The organism is Paenibacillus sp. FSL R7-0331 (assembly GCF_000758645.1).
In the GTDB taxonomy this organism is placed as follows: domain Bacteria; phylum Bacillota; class Bacilli; order Paenibacillales; family Paenibacillaceae; genus Paenibacillus_AQ; species Paenibacillus_AQ camerounensis.
In genome coordinates, this window is sequence record NZ_CP009284.1 from 5696593 (window position 1) to 5713760 (window position 17168).

A 17168-nucleotide genomic window follows, 5' to 3' on the forward strand; every position below is an offset into this window, starting at 1 on the left:
ATTTCATAGAGTTGGCCGAGCGTTGCTTTTTTTCCAGTTCAATGCTGCCGCCTCCTTACTGCTTCCTATCTTCCCTAATAGGTTTATCCCGCCCTTTTAAAAGAGCTTCATATGCCCAGTAGCCTTGCACCTCGCCGTCATAAGTCTCGCGAAGCTTGGATAAGCTGCTGGCTATTGCTTTACATCCGCTAAAGACATAGCATTTTTTCAAAGACTCTATGTCCTCGTAAGTAACTCTGACTAATTCCTCACCGAGCAGTTTTTCTGCTTTTTGATAACCGCCATCCCACCATTGGCCGTCACAGTGGATTACTTCGCCATTCTCAAGTGTGATATCGAACTCCCTGCCGCCAAAGGCCTTAAAACCCATTGATGGTCTTTCGTAGAAATAGCAGCTCACAAACGTGCAGGTGTCATCCAAACCGATGATTAAATCTCCTTGCTTGTAGTAAGTGAATTCCACGGGTTGAGAAAGCACATAAGCGATTCCGTCATTAAATGTGACAATAGCTTCAACTTGGTTAGACATGCCTTCCCTCCTTAAAATAAGAGCGTCTGTTCTGTATTTTGGATGTGACTGCCCGCCGCCGCAGGCTTCCCTGGGCGTTTGACGGTTTGTGATTTTCCTTTCTTCGACTTTGGCGGCTTAGCTTCAGGCTGTAGTATGGCTTGAATAATCCTTTGTTGATAAGATGTGTACAAGTCCAAGCTCGCGCCATTTTTAACCCGGTACACTGCCTGAGCAATCCTGGCAATGATATAAGCATCTGCCACGTTATCGCTGCTGTGCTCGAACCCGTAATGCTCTAACACCCCGGCAGCCACGTGCTTCTTTTTCTCTGACGATTCCACCCGCTGATTCCGGTTAACGAATCCTTTGGTTCGCTGCGGATTGACGTCAACGAATTCGAGCTCCTTTCGATAGATCATGGATCGTAATCCGCCGTGGATCATCCCGGCTGTGACGGCCATCTGAGTGTGTACTGCTGGTTCCTCTATGGCGATGATGTCGCCGGGCCGCAGCAGGTTATACACCTTGTTCTCCAGCGATACCAGCATACCGGTGCTGATCCCTCCGGGGATTCGCTTACCCTCTCCGCGGACATCGGTTGCTACCAGGACATTGCCCTCTTCGTCCAGAGCGACAAAGCCCGTGGTCGTGGCCGGGTCGATTCCTACAAACCGCATCAGGTCACCTCGATCCCAAAGTATTTGGCAGCCCGCTTTTGTACCCGTTGATAAGCCCTGCTTACAGTCATCTGGGAGCAATTCAGATGCTCTGCTATTACTTGCTGGGAAATGCCTGAAAGAGACAGTTCCAGCACAAATTTTTCCCTCTCAGTTAATATGTTTTGCTTAAAGTCGTGGACGAAAATCCTTGTGTAATCCGCCTCAGTTACGAAAGAATCTATAAGTTCACTCTTGCTATCGGAGCCCTGAAACAGTGATAGATGGATTGCTGTCTCTATCTGTTCCAACGCCTTATTTACATGATCCACTGGACACCTAAACTCTTTAGCTAGTTCATCCGGGCTCATGTCTGCTTTCTTGTGGAGAAGAATGCTGCCAGCCAAGTAATAAATATTCCTCGGAGCTCGAACAATTGGAACCTTATCCCTGATGTAATTCATAATCCTTCCGCGCATTCGTGGTACAGCGAATGTTGTGAACTCACCTCTGGCCGGATCGAAATCGGAATAAGCTCTCAGTAAGGACACGAACCCTTCCTGAGCTAAATCCTCCACATCAACTTTCAAACGGGTTCTGCGTTGGCACTTGTAGGCCACGCTGAAGACCAATGCCTTATATCTAAGAATGAACTCATCCACATCACCTAAATGCGGGTTATAATATCTCGGCCCTGCCTGCTGGAGGTCGGCTGTTACTGGCATCGCTACCCCTTCCCTCCGTTAAATTCTTGGTATTTCAATCCGGCCTCATCGTAAATCTTCCGGCGCCAGGGCTCAGTCAGCAGCAACTGGCCGCGCCTGTACTCCAACACTCTCTGCTCTACAAAATCGTAGGTGCGCTGCAGCTTTATGCGTTCTGCTTTGGAAAGAGTTAACGGGTCATCCAGCAGTTTGGCCTTCTCAACTAGCCAAGCAAGCGAACTTTCATACCCCGTCTCATCTTCGATTCGACCGCTGCTGCTCATGCTCCCTCACCTTCTCAGCAAGCTTGTATCTCTCATCCTTGGTCAAATTAATGAATCTGCTGATTCCAGGCGAGAAACCCATATCAAACGTTCCTGTTCCAATCTTTCGGCCCTTCGCGATAATGACTTCTGCGAAACCTTTTTTGGGGCTTTCAGGGTAGTAGTACTCATCCCGGTAAATAAAAGCCACGATATCCGCATCCGATTCAATATCCCCTGAATCACGCAGGTCTGACATAAGTGGCCGTTTATCTGGACGCTGTTCACAGTTCCGGCCGACAGCTGACAAGCAAACCACACTCACCTGCAGTTCCCTCGCCATGCGCTTGAGATACTTTGTGATGTAACCAATCCGTTCTTTGGTGCTATCAAAGTTCTTTTCCGTTTGTATGAACTGAAGGAAGTCGATGTGAATCACCCAACGTCTGCCGGGATGTTTCTTTTTCAAGGACTTCACCTGCCTGCGGATGTACTCAACAGTAGTCCCAGGCTTATCGTCTATGAACAGATGGCGGCCTGCGATGATCTCCAGTGCATCACCATATCTGATCCAGTCGTTATCGGACATCTGGCCGGAGGCGATTCTATCCTTTTGAATCCCCCCGATGCAGGAAGCCATCTGCTCGACAATCTCAAGAGCTCCCATTTCCAGAGAGAACACTACATCAGCCCAGCCGGAGCTTGTTACAGCATCCATGTCATTGACCATGAACAGCGTTTTCCCCATTGAGGGTCGCCCGGCCAGTATCTCCAGGTCGCCGATTTGATGACCTTTGCTTAATTGAGTAAAGCCTTCACTCGCTGTTTTGGCTCCGGTGATACCTCCGCTGTTGGCCCGCTTTGCGATGACTCTTTCATGCCCTTCGAGAAGAGAGGCCATGTGAACGGGCCCGCCGCTTTCTCCCTGCAGCAGCTCTTCCAGCTGTTCCATCTTGGCTTTAAGCTCTGCGATGTCACCGCCGCCATTGATTGCGATCTGCCGCCCCAGGTGAACCAGATCCTGCTGTATCCGCTCTGTCCGGACTGCTCGCTGGTAGTAAAGGAAGCTCTCCGTACTGGGAACGGCATCCCGCAAAGCCATGAGTCTCGTCAGCCCGCCGATCCGCTGCAGCCTGGCTCCCCATCTTGACACCAATACAATAGGGTCGAAAGGATCAGCCGCGCCGTCCGCGTTCTCTTTGGCATACTGCAGCACTTTGTACAGCAGCCGGTTGTCTTCTTCTTCTTCCGTGAAATCATCCGGACCGAGGAAGCAGTCATCCATAAGTGCATGATCTTTTAGCAGTGACCCGAGCACCGCCCGCTCTGCATCAAGATTCATCTTCAGTCACCCGCGCTTTCTTAAAGATTGCGTCGAGCTTTTCCCGTACATGGTCCGGCATCGGCCCGACCTTCTCCGTTTCGTGATACTCTTGCAGTTCCAGCATGCGCAGCTCTTGCTCCTGCTGCTGGATTTGATAGACAGTCATTTCCTTGCCACTCTGAATACAGGCCTGATAGATTTCCCCCGGAGTCGGTGCAAAGCTATTATTCTCTCGGCACAGCCTGCGGGCTGCCTGCATCACATCTTCATTAGGGATGTCGCGCAGTATGTCTTCCCATACTCCGATTACGTCCAGGACTTCATCATCGCTAATCACAAAGCTCCGGTAAGCTGCCGACAAGTACTTCAGCAGTAACGTCACGCCGACCCGATCCAATGCCCTCCACCTCCCTCTGTAAAGCCCGGTCCAGCACGCTGCCCGTCTTCTGTGATTGTTCAACTGGCTTCAGCATGCCTTCCGGGTCTACCACCGGATAATCATCAAATCGTTTCTGGTTTAAAAAGGTCGAAGGATGCGGGATGAACTTTTTGTCTGTCTCAAGCAGCTTGCAGGTCTCCGCGAAATTGCCTGTATTATGAATGGCGATATCCGGGTCGAAGTCCCCTGCTTTGCATAGCTTTTCCCATGCCTTTTTTGCAGCATCCTTCGATACCTTGCGAGGGTAGTTTTGATAGAAATCATCAAACATCGCTTTTTTTTCTTTAAAGCTTTTCTTTAAGATCTTTATTTCTTTTAATGGGGGTCGGATCTGATACCTCGAAACCTCTACTTGGGGGCTCAAATCTGATACCTCGGGGGTATCAAATCTGATACCTCGGGTTTCTGAATCCCCCGATTCTTGAGGGCTCAAATCTGATACCTCGGATGACGTAAACAAGTCATGTTCCTGTTCCATCTCATCACCGCTTTTCTGTATGATCCATTGCTCATAATGTTTATTGAATGACAGCCTTCGGGGTAACACGCTCGTTTCTTTCTGGGTGACTATGAGAACCTGCGATTTAATGAGCAGCCCCACCTCCCTCTTAACAGTGCTGGCAGGGAGGCTGGTGAGCTGCTGCAGGAACGTTAGAGCAAAGTCGTGATCCTTCCGGCGGTAACCATAGGTGTACCGCCAGATAATCATGATAATTCTCAACTGAGTGGCGTTAAACTTCCGTCTTGCCACCTGCTCTAAAATTTCATTAGCTACCCTGGTGTAACCATCTTCTAGTTGTGGCCCTTCCATAACCTCACCTGCTTTACTTTAAAAGGGCAGTTTGCCATCCTCATTCTGTAAGTAGTCGAAAATCTGATCAGTCAAACGTTCGGGATCATGCTTACCGTCTGCGGGAGGAATCGTGTTCCACCACTTTTGAATAATGCGGGTAACTTCATTCCGATATTCTTTGAGTCCATTCTTTTCCGGCACAGAAGTATATCCGTAGACCATAGCTTTCAAAATCAAATCAGGTTCGTTTGAGTCCTTGAAACAAAAATCTCGAATTTTATCCAAGGATTCTATTACAATGCGATCAAAGTCTATGAACAGTTGGTTAGTGACTGGAAGGTAAGAAATGAGCCTCGTTCCTTTCAATCCTGCTGTCGCACAAATTTGCAATGCTTCTACAATTTCTTTAGGCAGCTTTACCCTCTTCTTGCCGTTGCGCTCCACTTCGAGTTCATTACGCTGACTGACAAGTGACAATCCGGCAACCCTGAGTTCTTCTTCAAGTTGAAGAGTTCGGTTATTGCATGCTGTAATCTTCCGTGCTGCCTCAGCCAACTGTTCAATCATCCTGGTGTTCTGCATTTGCACTTCCGATGATGCAGGCAAATCAGAAGTCTTAATGTAGTCAACGTGACGAATAACTGTGCCGGCATGAGTGCCACTAACAATCTGAGCAGGCCAGCTCTTCAAGCCAGCGAAGAGAATTATTTTATTTTCGTCAATAAGTAGTCGCGCTTGATACTTCCCTGATTCAACAACCTTGCACGTATCAAAAACTTGAATTTCCATCACTACTACCATTCATAGCACCTCAGTTCCTGAGTTTTATTTTCCGGGCCTTCCTGTCTTTCCCTGATGTCAGAGCACCATAGCAGCGAGGGCAAACCCGGGTCCGGCCTAAATACTCTTCACGGTCCGGGTTGATCTCGCTGCCGCAGACCTGGCAGTCCAGCAGCCGGATGTGGATTTCAACCTGTGCCGCCTCACTCATGGGGATCAGCTCCGTTTAGGCTGCCGTACAGCCGTATGATGAACTGCTCAAACCAGATCCGACCTTCACGGGATTTGTGCGCCCAGCGGTGACAGGCCCGGCAGACCGTAACACCGTTGTCTACAGTGCCCGGCCCACCCTGTGACCGGAATACCACATGATGCGGTTTGTGTTCCAAATCACGGCCAGTTCCGCATTTCACGCACCTGTATCCATCCCGCTGAAAGATGTCTTCCATGATCTCGTCGGTGAACTTGCCGCGGGCTCCCCGCTTCTCGCTCTTCCGGCCAAATTTTGGCTTAGGGACTGGGTCAAAGCCAAAGACGCTCATTAGTACAGGCTCAATTCGGAAAAGTGTTTAATGCGTTTGATTTGTTTGGTCACCCGGCAGTACTCGCAGGATTCGCACCTAACCGGCTCAACCTCTCCGGACTTGACCTGCTTCACACGCTCAATGTGGTTGCCCACCACCCGCAGGCTTGCCGCTATCGCGTCAAAATCAAAATATAAAATCTCGTGATCCGGCGGGTCTTGCTTTGTTACGACAACCATATGAGGCAGCAGCCATTCCTCAGCAGCACGTCCTTGTGATTTGCGCTCAACCTCGGCATACACCGCCATCTGGATGCTGTACCCGTAGTGCTCAATAAAATTTTCATAGGCTTGAGATTCTTTATTCCAGTGCTTGCCGTCCATATCTTTCATTGCCTTGAGGTCCGCGAACACGACACCAGGCTGGTAACTGTCCAGCATGGCCTTCCATTGGATCCCGAACAGTTCCGCTGTCAGGATGACCTCTTTCTCTCCGGCCAGCACCTTCTTGACCATTGGGTCGGACTCCAGCACCTCGATCATAGTAAGGCATCGTTTGAAATTGGCCTTCAGCTCTCCCTTAGTAGCCCCGCGGCTGCTGTACATCTGCGGGTTGCTCTCCTTGAATTCTTCAAGCGTGCCTTCGTTCCAAGCGTGGATGAACTTGCCCTCTTCCAGCGCATCCTTCTCGGGGTCTTCCCAATCTCCGGCCAGCTTTGCCAATGCCGCCGCCTCACAGCCGCCGTAGGCAGGCACGAAGCTTTTGAACTGGCTGACACTCATATACTGCCTGCTGGCTTCCGGCGAGAAGTAATTATCCTTGGTCAGTTTCAGCAGCTCGGTCATTCTGGATCACCTCGCTTTCCTCTGGAGGATTGAACGGGCTCTGCTGCCGGGATCGTGCCGGCTGCTTTGTAAATTCAAACGCCCCGCCCGCATCGTAGACCAACCGCTGCTCTGCATCGAAGTCTGTTTCAATGGTCTTGCACAGCCGGCGCAGCACCGTCCGTTTGTACATTTCGCCTTGGCTCTTATCCCAGGCATCCCCGAGCGCTTTTCCGTAATTCTTGCGGATTTCCTCAATCTCTCCAGCCGGTATTGATTCGCACACCATCCCGCCGTCATGGAAGAAAGCCACTGCAAAGCTACCGATGATCTTGCTGGTATTGAACGGCCGGGGCGCAAAGTGTATAACCTGGCGGCCTTCAATGACCTCTTCCCTGAATTCGTCGCCTTCCCGCACGTTCTTGGCATACACATCCAGCAGCGGGCGGATACTGTATTTCTTGGTGAGCTTCATTTCACCTTTGTAGTCAGTCTGGAATTTGAGATCGACACCACCCGAGATTAGGTGACACTCTTTAGCCAGGAAGTCCAGACCCAGTACCGCGCCCTTAAACAGATTGGCTGCAATTTCATCAGCGGTATATTTATGAAGGTCTTTGTCGTCAAACACATACACCTTGCAGTTCTCTGAGAACCGCTTCTTATTGAAGTCAGAGGGAAGGGCGTCGTGCTTAGAATCAAGGATTCTATCCAGCGTCTCTTGCACTTGGGTTTCGATAGCTATAGTCACTGTTTATCCCTCCAATGGCTCAGTAGTGAGTGGCTTACCCTCTACCGTTTCAAGTACAAAATATTGATAGTCATCTGCAGCAGCTGCCGAAATGATTTCCTGCTGCCGGCTGCCGAGGTTCTGCCAACCATCAACACAGATCACCTTCAACTCCCCGGCCTGCGCTTTGGCAAGCTTGAACGCAAACTCCATTGACTCTCCTTCGCTCAACCCATCCAGCAGCGTGCCGTTAATCCGGATATTCCCCTTCTCATCAATCTCCAGCCCCTCTACTGGCAGAGCAGCTGTCTTAAGGATCTCCTTAGGCAAATCTCTGGCAGTTGTAATCTTGGCTGTCAGCGAAGCGCTGCGCTCTTCCTTAGGGGTCAACTTCTCCCGGATGATATCATTCATCCGCTCCCACTCCCGAAGGAACTCTTTCATGCGTGTGGCCTCGTCTGCCGCCGCTTTCAATGGCGCCGGATCAGACCATTCCGTTTCAGACACAATCTGCTGCGCGTTGCCAGTCTTTGTTTGCTCCAGCTCGATCTGCTGCTGCTCGTACTCATCGATACGCTCAATATCCTTCTGTTCCAGAGCACCTACATTGCTAAGCTTGGTACTGGCCTCTGAAAGCTGGCTCTGATATTCAGAGATAAAGGCCCGGGACTGATCCGCTTCCTGTTGGATCGTATCTTTCGCAAATTGCTTTTTGGCAGTGAACTGAGCTTTCAGCCGCTCAATCTCCTGCTGCAGCTGATTGTCCAACCGGATTTGCTCATCACTGATCCGGCGGTCAACGGCATCAATTTTGGCCTGCTCGTCTTCAATAGTTCGGTTGATCGTAGAGATTGATGTCTGCAGGCTGTCCCGCTGCCGGTTGTATTCCAGCCGCTTACCTTCCCGCGCTGTTGCCGCCCGTTGCCGGATATCATCTACCCGAAGGGCCAACCCATCGACAAGGCGCTGCGCCTCTTCAAGTCGCTTGTTGGAATCCTCTGCGTCGGAGAGCTTACGGTAGAGTTCCTGCAGGTTGACCCCACGCCATTGTTCACCATCATAGTTCGGAGGCAAATCCCGCTTGATCCCTTCGATGTTGGCCCGCAGCAGATTGATTTCGCCATTAATGAATTTCCGTTCCGCATAATACAGATTTTCGATCTGTTTAAGAATCTGAAGAATATGCAGCTGGTAATCAGCCTCCGGCAACTCGCCGAACCAGGCTTTAATGCTGTCTACTGTCCACTCGACCTGCAGCATGTTAAGAATGATTTCTGTTTGCTCCTTTGGATCCTTATGAATGAATTCAATTGGCCGGAAGATGTCACCGTTGATAAACTGCTTAAGGAAACCCTCAGTGCTGCTGACTGCCTTTGATGCATGTTTTACTTTGATGTAATCAGCCTTTTCAGTCCGGAGTTTTCGTGTTACTTGAAGGCCATCATCCAACTCGACGAACAATTGCGCCTCATCTTCCCCGTGACGGATAACCTCTTTGCGCCGGGAAACATTCGTCAGTGCTTTTTCCAAAGCCTCAATTAAACTGGTTTTTCCTACACCGGAATCACCTGAGATTTTCGTGATCTTTCCAGGACTGAATTCAAATTCTGTAATGCCCAGGAAGTTCTTAACTTCTAGCTTCTTGATATGCAGCATCTTTACAGCCTCCTAATTTTTGTGGTATAGTGACCGTGAATTTTAGCTAAAGCTTTGTTAACGCTCCTGGTTGCAGCCGGGAGCGTTATTTCTTTGTGGGCGGTTCCTTCTCCCACGGATCAAGCGTACGAACCATGACCGCCAGAGGGACGTCTACTGCTTCCAGCATGCAGATCAGACATTTGGGTTGAGCATCCGAATGGACCGCGTAATCTGCGATGTTACCGCAGTTGCATTTGGTGAGTTCCAATGCATTCCCTCCCAATAAAGTTAATTGCCATTGCCGCCATTGAGACCGCCCATAACACCCTGAACAGAAATGATGTGAAGGGCCTGTGCTTCCGAAAAACCCACTTTAACCAGTTCATCGAAGTAAGCCTTGAGCGCCCTTGCTACCGATGGATAAGCTCCAAGCAGCGCTGGTAAAGCCTTCATAAGAGAATCATTTGACAGTTCGAATTCCATTCTTTCGTGTGGATCCATAAGGATTTAAGACCTCGCTTTCTGACTGTATTTGCACGCAAAACCCCGTTTTTGGCAAAAAAATAATAGGGCTATGAAAAACCCGCTTTAAATCAGTGATACATTAGGACCGTGCTCAACCCAGAATTCATTGCCGTGATCGTCCTTTACCAGGACATCAACCCTACCGTTTTCCCCCAGGAAAGCTCCGGTGATTGTGATGGACTGAGTAAGTGTTCCAGTCTTCCCGACCAGCTCAGTGACTTCTTTCAACATAGTGTTCACCTCCCATCCCGCAGCAATGATTACCTCTTCTTTTTGCTTCTTGAAGTCCGCATGTCCTTCGCATGAGCCGTATTGCTTGGATACCCTGTATTCAGTGGCTTTGGCATCACGTGACGTTCTAAGTTTTTCTTCTCTGCCTGCGTGTCAAATTTGACACCTTCAGGCTTCCCGTATTTCCCGAACAGTTCCTTGCGCTCCATGTTGTGCGCTGTTCGGCAGTGCAAGGCGGTAATTACATCGCCTGTATGACCGCAATTAGGATAAGGGCATTTAACAGTGCTGCGGATAATGATGGTCATATGCTTTAGGTACTCCCTTCCACGAAATCAGTAGAGCTGCGATCTGCCAGCGACCTCTCTGGAATTCTTCCAAGAACTGCTCAAAGGTGATGTTGAAGGCATATCCAATACGGTGATCGATGAAGTAATCCCCCAGCCTGTCGAGCAGTTCATCATCTATACGCATACTGCCAGCTCTTCAGCCTTTGTAGCCCAGAGCGACAGCAGTGCGTTCGTGTGCTCCCGCCGTTCCCGGATGGCCTGCCGCACCATGTTTTCGTCCTTGGCTTCTTTGGCCTGCTGCAATGCTTGCGTCCAGTACCACATTTGCTCGCGGTGGTACCTGATCAATTCCGCTTTGTGGAGTAAGCTTTCAGATGTTCCCATTTCAACGATTCCTCCAATTCTTCGAGTCTTAATGTAAAGTGCTGAACCAGTTCCATATTTCCAGCACACTGTGCTGCATAAGCCGCTTCTTTCAGACCGTCAACTTCAAATACCAAGTCACAGTTTTCTTGTAAGAATTTCAGCAACTCAGCCATCTGGAAAACACTGAATGTGCCTTTCTTGTATTGCAGGAACAATTCCGCCAGCCGCCGGTGTGAGGAGTGAATCGCGATTGCCATCTGTACATTCCCCTTTCTTAAAACCTGAACCCAGAAGCCTGCTCGTAGCTACTCCGAGCCTTTTTAATAAGTCGCTGAACGCTGCCCGTGGTCAGCCCCATCTCCGCCGCCGCTTGCCTTTGACTATATCCAGAGCAGAGCAGTGATATCAGATGCTTTTGTTTGGCCGTCATACTTTGTATTGCGGCCATATCAACTTCAACCCGGGATAAGTCAGCTGCATACTCCCCTGCCCTTTCGTACCAATGCGGGACGGTCTCAAGGCTGATACATTGGATACTCTGCTTTCCCTTGTTTAGGTAGTCCAGCATCTGATTTACGATGCATCTGTTTGCGTATGTGGCAAACTTAAAGCCCATGTCTACCTTGAAACTGCGGGCTGCTTTGATAAGGCCGATTGATCCTTCTTGGAACAGTTCCAGGTAATCAGCTCCAGTTGTCTGGTTAACCCGCTTTGCTGCTGATCCGACAAGGCCCATATTGTTAATGATCAATTCGTCCGATGTCAGCTGCCGTGCCGGTGCTTCTAATGTGCTCATTGGGATTCCTCTTTTCCTAAGTCGTTGAAGTCAAAAAAGTTAAAAAGGTCAGGATCGTTAATAAGCTTCTCTTTTCTAGCCTTAGCCTTTTGGATCAGCTTATCTGCCCCATCACGATTCCTGACCATATTGAAAATCTGCCGATCAAGGATTTGTGTGTCATTGCAACTATCAATTACCTGATAGACCATTCGGCGAGGTTCGTTGTCAGATGACTCATCGTACGCTGCGATTAGGCGAACGCCGTCTCCGTCCTTAAAACTGCCGATTAGCTGCCGTGCCTTTGATCTGATAGCATCCCTACGCATCTTTTCTTCATCCAGAACAATCCGTTCTTCGAGGAAAGCAACAACTTCCTCAATGGTGAACTTTCTGCTCATGAAGCCCAGGATGAATTCCGTCCGATCTTCCCGGTCAAGATTTCGTTTGTCCACTTACTTCCCCACCCTTCGAGGACCTTTTAAGGCAGTCTTCATTTTGTCCTTCAGCCGCTGAAGCTCATCGATGCCACCCTGGACCTGACTCATGCCCAACTCAATTTCACTGCGGTCACGCTTAGTTTCCATCCAGTTAAGCATCCGTTCTTCAGTGACCATGCCGCGTATTTTCACTGCTGACTCAATCAAACTGTTGATGATCTTGGCATCCCTGTACTGTTCATCAATTAACTGCTTACGGAGCTCAAATTTCTTCTCATCGTCGGTCAATTTATCCAGCCTTTCCTTAGCCAATTCCGGAGGTGCCTGCCGAAGCTTCTCAGCTCCACTGATAGCAAGATCGACCGGAACTTTCGCTTCTCCAAGCTGCGGAAAGTCCTCAACTGCCTTCTGATAGGCCTCAGCCTTTTCTGGATCACGTGCTGTATAAATAGCCTCAAGCTTATTTACATGTTCTAATGCCGGATACTTTTCAACTGCATTAACATGATGCTTTGCTAAATTCAATGTTTGCTGCGGAACGCCCAGAAGATCAGATACTTTCGCTTCCGAGTCAGGTTTGCTAGGCCTTCCAGCAGTTTTTGAATTTTCACCAACGGTTGGTAAAATTTCTTCCCTCAACACTTCCTTTGCCGCTTCAGCCAATTCAGTTAGGTTTTTTGATGCTTCATATTCGGTCAATGCTTTGCGTTTTGTATTCTCCTCCAGCTCAATCAGGCGTTTTTCCTTTTCAGTCAGATCAGCGATTGTTCGGGTTTCAACTTCTTCACGGCCCAACAGCATGTGCGCCTGCAGCCTACGATGACCAGCTATGAGGTTGCCTGCTTCGTCGATTATGATTGGATGCAGTAATCCTCGGGCCTCAATGCTTTCTGCCAGCCCGGCGATGTCACCCATGTCTTCACGGATACGGGTACCGATATTGATTTTTCTAATCGGAGTTAACATGTTCAACCTCCTCTACCTGATTAGATATCTGGAAACTCACTTGCATTCCGAGCGCTTCACAAACTTCATTTATGATCGCTTCATGCCACCTGCGCTCCCCCTTCAACAAATCACTGATATACTGATAACTTCGTCCAGTAGCTCTTGCAAGGCTGGCCTTTGTCATGCCTTTTGCATCCATGGCCGCTTCAACCGCTTGTGTGAAATTCATTCGTGCTCACCTCCATGGACCAAATAATAAGCATTATGCTTACATCCGTAAACGTTCAAAAATAAGCATTTTGCTTATATAATGACCTGTTATTTCAAAATTTCATCACATTGCTTAAATTTTCTTTGTTTATCAGCATTATGTTTATTGCTATTCAGTTTCGGCAATGCTAAAATAAAATTAAGCAAAATGCTGATAAGGAGAGTTGAAGATGTCTAGCCCGAATAATCGATTAAAAGAGTTGAGAAAAGAGAGAAAGAAAAGTGGGATTGCTGTTGCGAAGGAACTAGGAATAACGCCTCAGTATTACTACGATATCGAAAAAGGGGAACGAAGACTCACCGCAGAGATTGCTGGGAAACTAACAGAAATTCTACATACGACTGTGGATTATCTAATTGGGGTTACTGACGTTAACCAATACGAGGAAGTGGGCGAAGACGCAAAAAGCCCCGATCTCCATGAGGAGTCAGAGCTTGCGGATATCCCTATCGAACGCTTAAATCAATATACACTTACATACAAAGGTCATACGCTTTCGAAGGAAGAGGCTGATGATATTATTGACTTACTGGAGGCGGCTCTGAAACGCTGGAAGAAATAATATCTTCCAGTTTTTTTTCTGTTTCTGCTGTATCCACTCCTTGATCTTTTAGTGCGGCTATGTATACTAATAGGTCTATTTCATTCATATTGGCTAGCCCCTTCCAAGCTTTTGTATGCACTCAGTTAGCACATTAATAATAACACAAAAACACGAACAAAACACGAACACTTTTCCAGAAAGGAGATTACTATGGCATTCCTGCTCGGGGAATGTCTGTTACCAGATCGACTTAAAGAGAAGGGCATAAGACCGGCTGATTTCGCAAGACATATGAAATGCTCGCGATCTTTCGTTAGCCAGCTCATATCTGGAGACGCGTTTATGTCTCTAGAGTTTGCGATAAATGCTGCTCATTATCTTAATTGTCGAGTAACTGATTTATACGTTTTGAATTGGTCTGGTGATAGGCAAGAGTAGATTTTCTACTCTACCCCGCTCAGAATGTTAATCAATACTTAACAAATTATCTATTGTGTTCATTTTACCCCTCAACAGCAAGCACTTCCCTCTAAGGCCGTCAAGGCCTTTTTATCGTGTGATATCCTCTTGTATTTATATTAAATCCCATATTTTGATGGATGTACAGAAATTATCGTCTAGACGAAAAAAGTCAACTCGACACGATAATTCGACAACAAATTACATTTGGATTGTGCTATAATTCCCACTGCACAAAAAAAGAGCTGCATTTTTCTGCAGCTCCAGTTATTATATATAGCTTTCTCTCGCAAAGACAACACCCAACCTTATTGCAATATCATCGAATTTTATCTTTGTTAAAGTACATTTTTTCGAGATTATACTTGGTAGTTGGTCGAAGTAAGCTATATGACGGATATCATCCATAAACCTGATCCGGTCAATATTAACAACATTTGTTCGATCTACTGAAATGAAATTCATATGACCGGCAGCTAAAATGGCACCATGCCAATATTGCAAAGTTCCCATGAGATAATATTTTCGGTCCGGAGTGTGTACAACGACCCGATTGATCGGCCTCTCAAACTCCATATACGCTATATCCCTCATTGGCAACTGGACTAATCCGCCAGAACCTTCAACGTCTCGGGTTACCGACAAGATATCCATGTAGTCATCCCCATTTATTTTTTCTTTTCCAGCAGCTCTTTTGGAGCTTCCTTGCCATAGACAAACAGCACACTCGCAGGAGTTACAGTTGCATCAGCTACACGAGACAAAGCGGACGATACCAGATTCCATGTTTTCATCGATTTTTCACCCCCCTTCCAGGAATTAAAAGTACAGTTTGAACAAAGAAACTAGCTGCTACAATTGAAGAACCCACGATAAAGTTACTAGCTATAATCAGCACTGAGATAGCCTTTAATTTCGGATAGTGTTCCTGAGGTATCCGAGATTGCTTGTGTATGTCAGTTGGTGCAAACCATGCTGCCAAAACTATAGCAGCTATGGTTAAACCAATTGTCCAGCCTTGAGAAAATTCTAAATGAGAAATCGTTGTTGCTCCGACAGTGGTAATTATCACGCACCATGTCCCTGATTCAAGATGGACACCCCCTGACACCATCCGAAGCGCCGCAAATGATATCAGCACAACCAATACCTCCAGCAACTTACCTGTTGCTGCACCGATGGCAATCGACAGCAGCAATATTGATATCGTGTTAATCAGAACAGCAAGAGCATGTCTCATTACCGCCACTGATGCGGGATGATCGGGTGCCCGCTTCTTTATGCCTTCAGCCATTCTTCCAGCCATCCACTCAATCATAAGTCTTCTCCTTCTGAATTGCGTACTTGAGAAAAAACATTAACGATAGTACAAAAAGTGCAATAACAAACCATAAATCATTGAGATAAAGAACAGCTGTAATGGCAAGCATAAAAGCAATGATGGTAACAATTAATAGGGTTCGTTCATTCTTAAACCTAAAGATTTCAAAGCTATATGAAAATCCATATCCATACCTGTAGAGGAGCCATGACATTGGCAAAACGATGATTGCCGTAGCGATTTGTAACATGTACCCGTTCATTGCAGATTCCCCTACCCCGTCAATGGAACCGAACAACAAAAGCGCTATTACTGCTTGTACGAGACCAAATACAACAAAGCCGGCAATCGATACTGTTAAAGCTCCGAGCAGAGGCATACGTACAATTGCTGCAAACAGAAGTGTCACAAATATTATGTTAATGAAAGGCACCAGGTAAGAAAGCGACAACTCATTGCGAAGCACAAAACTTTGAAGATTCATTAAAGTCACTACTACAAGCGATTGCCAAGCGAATTCCTGAATCTTGAATCTGAATAAGGACATACAGATCGCACACCACGCAAATGCTTCTAGATTCGAGAAAAGCATAAAATATAATGGCTCCAACATTGCACACAACACTCCTGACATAAATTTCTTTCACGAATCAATTATATATCTGAAGACCTACATGGTATAGAAATATGTATCTCACTATGTGATACGTTTAACGTTTCATCCGTGAACTAAATATATCATGATACGTTTAACGAGTCAATAATTAATTGACACGTTTTGTGTATCAGATTATATTGATTGTGGGAGGGTTGCAGCATGCGAATAAAATCAAATGCCAAAGAGCTTATCGATGCCAAAGGGCTGTCTGTGCGGCAAGTAGCAAGGGATATTCAGTATCGGCTGGGGGCTGTCCAAGACCTTTACAATGACAATATGGAGCGATATCCCCGTGAATTGCTCACAAGGATAACCGTATATCTTGGTTGCAGCATTTCTGAACTATTGGTACTAGAAACCCCGCCAGAGCAGTCCTGACGGGGTTTTATTTTTATTTTAGATTGTCTTTTAACACTCCACCCAGCTCCGCTGTATACTCGGTAAGCCGCAGGCTGATCTGAGTACGCATCACATCCCTGGTCATTCCAAACCTCTCTTGATATCCCCGGAAATAAATCAAGTAGTACAATAAAAAATCCTCATTAGCATCGTCCACCACTTTGATGTTCCGCCGCTTCAACTCCTGCTTCAGTTTTAACATGTCCTGCATGATCCGCTGCTGTACGTAGCGCCCGGCCAAGAGGTATGTTTGCTTAAGCATATTACCTGAACGCTCGATTTCCTCAATGCTTTTGCCCACCATTGTATCTATGTAAGGCAGCAGGATCAGATCCCGGACCATCTCCCGCTCCTCGTTGCTTAACATCGTACTGCCGTATGTATTCTGGTCGCTCACGGATATCGCCTCCTTGGCCTTATTATACGCGAACGGATGTTCTTTTATCCATACAAAAAAAGCCCCTGCACAGGGCAGAGGCTTCTCACCGGTACTTCCGGTTTTGGTAGATTCATCTTATCATGTATGGGACAATCTGTAAATCATTTGTCTGTGTATCCCTTACCAGCCTCCGGGTTGCTTACAATACCCAGTACGACCAGAATACCCAGTACGGCATTCACCGCCGCCGTAACTTCATCGTACTTCTCCGGAGCCAGTTCCACCCCGAAAATTGCTCCAACTGCCTGTACACCCAGCAGCACCGCTGCCGTCAGGGATACCCACATACCATAGTTCCGCCATTTGCTGTTCATGA

31 protein-coding genes are annotated in these 17168 nt (G+C 47.4%); 3 read left to right on the top strand and 28 right to left on the bottom strand.

Features of this window, described 5'->3' with window-relative positions; translation table 11 throughout:
• Positions 1-55: 55 nt before the first annotated feature.
• From R70331_RS24515 to R70331_RS24615, 22 genes are all read right to left on the bottom strand, one after another.
• A complete protein-coding gene (locus R70331_RS24515; protein WP_042180102.1) occupies positions 56-529 on the bottom strand; it encodes a hypothetical protein in 474 nt (157 codons plus the stop codon).
• A gap of 11 nt (positions 530-540) precedes the next feature.
• Positions 541-1188, bottom strand: coding sequence for a hypothetical protein (locus R70331_RS24520; RefSeq protein ID WP_052419200.1), 648 nt, complete (start codon positions 1186-1188; stop codon positions 541-543).
• Entirely contained in the window at positions 1188-1892 is a 705-nt protein-coding gene (locus tag R70331_RS24525; protein WP_042180104.1) for a sigma-70 family RNA polymerase sigma factor, read from the bottom strand. The genes R70331_RS24520 and R70331_RS24525 overlap by 1 nt, the downstream gene beginning before the upstream one ends.
• Positions 1893-1894: 2 nt before the next feature.
• On the bottom strand, positions 1895-2155 hold the full coding sequence (locus tag R70331_RS24530; RefSeq protein ID WP_042180107.1) for a hypothetical protein: 261 nt from the start codon (positions 2153-2155) through the stop codon (positions 1895-1897).
• Entirely contained in the window at positions 2127-3476 is a 1350-nt protein-coding gene (locus R70331_RS24535) for a replicative DNA helicase (RefSeq protein ID WP_042180110.1), read from the bottom strand. Before R70331_RS24535 ends, R70331_RS24530 begins: the two co-directional genes overlap by 29 nt.
• Complete coding sequence (locus R70331_RS24540) at positions 3466-3855, bottom strand: replicative helicase loader/inhibitor (protein WP_197071361.1); 390 nt, start codon at positions 3853-3855, stop codon at positions 3466-3468. The genes R70331_RS24535 and R70331_RS24540 overlap by 11 nt, the downstream gene beginning before the upstream one ends.
• Positions 3788-4708: a replication protein gene (locus tag R70331_RS24545; protein ID WP_042180116.1), complete on the bottom strand. Its 921-nt coding sequence runs from the start codon at positions 4706-4708 to the stop codon at positions 3788-3790. The genes R70331_RS24540 and R70331_RS24545 overlap by 68 nt, the downstream gene beginning before the upstream one ends.
• 18 nt (positions 4709-4726) lie before the next feature.
• Complete coding sequence (locus tag R70331_RS24550; protein WP_042180120.1) at positions 4727-5491, bottom strand: hypothetical protein; 765 nt, start codon at positions 5489-5491, stop codon at positions 4727-4729.
• A gap of 182 nt (positions 5492-5673) precedes the next feature.
• Positions 5674-6012: an HNH endonuclease gene (locus R70331_RS24560; protein WP_052419201.1), complete on the bottom strand. Its 339-nt coding sequence runs from the start codon at positions 6010-6012 to the stop codon at positions 5674-5676.
• Positions 6012-6839 carry a PD-(D/E)XK nuclease-like domain-containing protein gene (locus R70331_RS24565; protein ID WP_081947737.1) on the bottom strand — a complete coding sequence of 276 codons (828 nt, stop codon included), beginning with the start codon at positions 6837-6839 and terminating at the stop codon, positions 6012-6014. The genes R70331_RS24560 and R70331_RS24565 overlap by 1 nt, the downstream gene beginning before the upstream one ends.
• Positions 6808-7569 (bottom strand): RecT family recombinase, encoded by a 762-nt coding sequence (locus R70331_RS24570; RefSeq protein ID WP_042180126.1) that lies wholly within the window; start codon positions 7567-7569, stop codon positions 6808-6810. Before R70331_RS24570 ends, R70331_RS24565 begins: the two co-directional genes overlap by 32 nt.
• Positions 7570-7572: 3 nt before the next feature.
• Positions 7573-9204, bottom strand: coding sequence for an AAA family ATPase (locus tag R70331_RS24575; RefSeq protein ID WP_042180129.1), 1632 nt, complete (start codon positions 9202-9204; stop codon positions 7573-7575).
• Positions 9205-9474: 270 nt separating this feature from the next.
• Positions 9475-9669, bottom strand: a complete 195-nt coding sequence (locus tag R70331_RS24580) for a hypothetical protein (protein ID WP_042180132.1) — start codon at positions 9667-9669, stop codon at positions 9475-9477.
• A 105-nt stretch (positions 9670-9774) separates the two neighbouring features.
• Positions 9775-9942, bottom strand: a complete 168-nt coding sequence (locus R70331_RS31715; protein WP_156131190.1) for a hypothetical protein — start codon at positions 9940-9942, stop codon at positions 9775-9777.
• Between the two features lie 29 nt (positions 9943-9971).
• Positions 9972-10250 carry a hypothetical protein gene (locus R70331_RS31720; protein ID WP_156131191.1) on the bottom strand — a complete coding sequence of 93 codons (279 nt, stop codon included), beginning with the start codon at positions 10248-10250 and terminating at the stop codon, positions 9972-9974.
• Entirely contained in the window at positions 10222-10416 is a 195-nt protein-coding gene (locus R70331_RS24590) for a hypothetical protein (protein WP_042180138.1), read from the bottom strand. Before R70331_RS24590 ends, R70331_RS31720 begins: the two co-directional genes overlap by 29 nt.
• The gene (locus R70331_RS31725) at positions 10407-10616 is read right to left on the bottom strand and encodes a hypothetical protein (RefSeq protein ID WP_156131192.1); all 210 of its coding nucleotides are present in this window, start codon (positions 10614-10616) and stop codon (positions 10407-10409) included. Before R70331_RS31725 ends, R70331_RS24590 begins: the two co-directional genes overlap by 10 nt.
• Positions 10577-10855: a DUF7667 family protein gene (locus tag R70331_RS24595; protein ID WP_042180141.1), complete on the bottom strand. Its 279-nt coding sequence runs from the start codon at positions 10853-10855 to the stop codon at positions 10577-10579. The genes R70331_RS31725 and R70331_RS24595 overlap by 40 nt, the downstream gene beginning before the upstream one ends.
• Positions 10856-10872: 17 nt before the next feature.
• Positions 10873-11394 carry a sigma-70 family RNA polymerase sigma factor gene (locus R70331_RS30715; RefSeq protein ID WP_052419202.1) on the bottom strand — a complete coding sequence of 174 codons (522 nt, stop codon included), beginning with the start codon at positions 11392-11394 and terminating at the stop codon, positions 10873-10875.
• Positions 11391-11828 carry a hypothetical protein gene (locus tag R70331_RS24605; protein WP_042180144.1) on the bottom strand — a complete coding sequence of 146 codons (438 nt, stop codon included), beginning with the start codon at positions 11826-11828 and terminating at the stop codon, positions 11391-11393. Before R70331_RS24605 ends, R70331_RS30715 begins: the two co-directional genes overlap by 4 nt.
• Positions 11829-12779 (bottom strand): ParB N-terminal domain-containing protein, encoded by a 951-nt coding sequence (locus tag R70331_RS30720; RefSeq protein ID WP_052419203.1) that lies wholly within the window; start codon positions 12777-12779, stop codon positions 11829-11831.
• On the bottom strand, positions 12763-12990 hold the full coding sequence (locus tag R70331_RS24615) for a helix-turn-helix domain-containing protein (RefSeq protein WP_042180147.1): 228 nt from the start codon (positions 12988-12990) through the stop codon (positions 12763-12765). The genes R70331_RS30720 and R70331_RS24615 overlap by 17 nt, the downstream gene beginning before the upstream one ends.
• A 211-nt stretch (positions 12991-13201) precedes the next feature.
• On the opposite strand from R70331_RS24615, the gene R70331_RS24620 reads away from it, so the two are divergent.
• Both R70331_RS24620 and R70331_RS32555 read left to right on the top strand, forming a co-directional pair.
• The gene (locus tag R70331_RS24620) at positions 13202-13594 is read left to right on the top strand and encodes a helix-turn-helix domain-containing protein (protein ID WP_042180150.1); all 393 of its coding nucleotides are present in this window, start codon (positions 13202-13204) and stop codon (positions 13592-13594) included.
• Positions 13595-13786: 192 nt separating this feature from the next.
• Positions 13787-14014 carry a helix-turn-helix domain-containing protein gene (locus R70331_RS32555; protein WP_042180153.1) on the top strand — a complete coding sequence of 76 codons (228 nt, stop codon included), beginning with the start codon at positions 13787-13789 and terminating at the stop codon, positions 14012-14014.
• Positions 14015-14305: 291 nt separating this feature from the next.
• Here R70331_RS32555 and R70331_RS24630 read toward each other — a convergent pair whose 3' ends face one another.
• From R70331_RS24630 to R70331_RS24640, 4 genes are read right to left on the bottom strand one after another with little or no spacing between them, the layout of a single operon-like run.
• The gene (locus R70331_RS24630) at positions 14306-14689 is read right to left on the bottom strand and encodes a LytTR family transcriptional regulator DNA-binding domain-containing protein (RefSeq protein WP_042180157.1); all 384 of its coding nucleotides are present in this window, start codon (positions 14687-14689) and stop codon (positions 14306-14308) included.
• Between the two features lie 14 nt (positions 14690-14703).
• Positions 14704-14829: a hypothetical protein gene (locus R70331_RS32375; protein ID WP_269322228.1), complete on the bottom strand. Its 126-nt coding sequence runs from the start codon at positions 14827-14829 to the stop codon at positions 14704-14706.
• Positions 14826-15353 (bottom strand): accessory gene regulator ArgB-like protein, encoded by a 528-nt coding sequence (locus R70331_RS24635; protein WP_042180160.1) that lies wholly within the window; start codon positions 15351-15353, stop codon positions 14826-14828. The genes R70331_RS32375 and R70331_RS24635 overlap by 4 nt, the downstream gene beginning before the upstream one ends.
• A complete protein-coding gene (locus R70331_RS24640) occupies positions 15346-15969 on the bottom strand; it encodes a hypothetical protein (RefSeq protein WP_042180163.1) in 624 nt (207 codons plus the stop codon). The genes R70331_RS24635 and R70331_RS24640 overlap by 8 nt, the downstream gene beginning before the upstream one ends.
• A gap of 204 nt (positions 15970-16173) precedes the next feature.
• On the opposite strand from R70331_RS24640, the gene R70331_RS24645 reads away from it, so the two are divergent.
• The gene (locus R70331_RS24645; RefSeq protein ID WP_042180166.1) at positions 16174-16392 is read left to right on the top strand and encodes a helix-turn-helix domain-containing protein; all 219 of its coding nucleotides are present in this window, start codon (positions 16174-16176) and stop codon (positions 16390-16392) included.
• A gap of 13 nt (positions 16393-16405) precedes the next feature.
• On the opposite strand, the gene R70331_RS24650 is transcribed toward R70331_RS24645, so the two are convergent.
• Both R70331_RS24650 and R70331_RS24655 read right to left on the bottom strand, forming a co-directional pair.
• Positions 16406-16810, bottom strand: coding sequence for a YhjD family protein (locus tag R70331_RS24650; protein WP_052419204.1), 405 nt, complete (start codon positions 16808-16810; stop codon positions 16406-16408).
• A 143-nt stretch (positions 16811-16953) separates the two neighbouring features.
• Positions 16954-17166 carry a phage holin gene (locus R70331_RS24655; protein WP_042180169.1) on the bottom strand — a complete coding sequence of 71 codons (213 nt, stop codon included), beginning with the start codon at positions 17164-17166 and terminating at the stop codon, positions 16954-16956.
• Positions 17167-17168 lie beyond the last annotated feature (2 nt).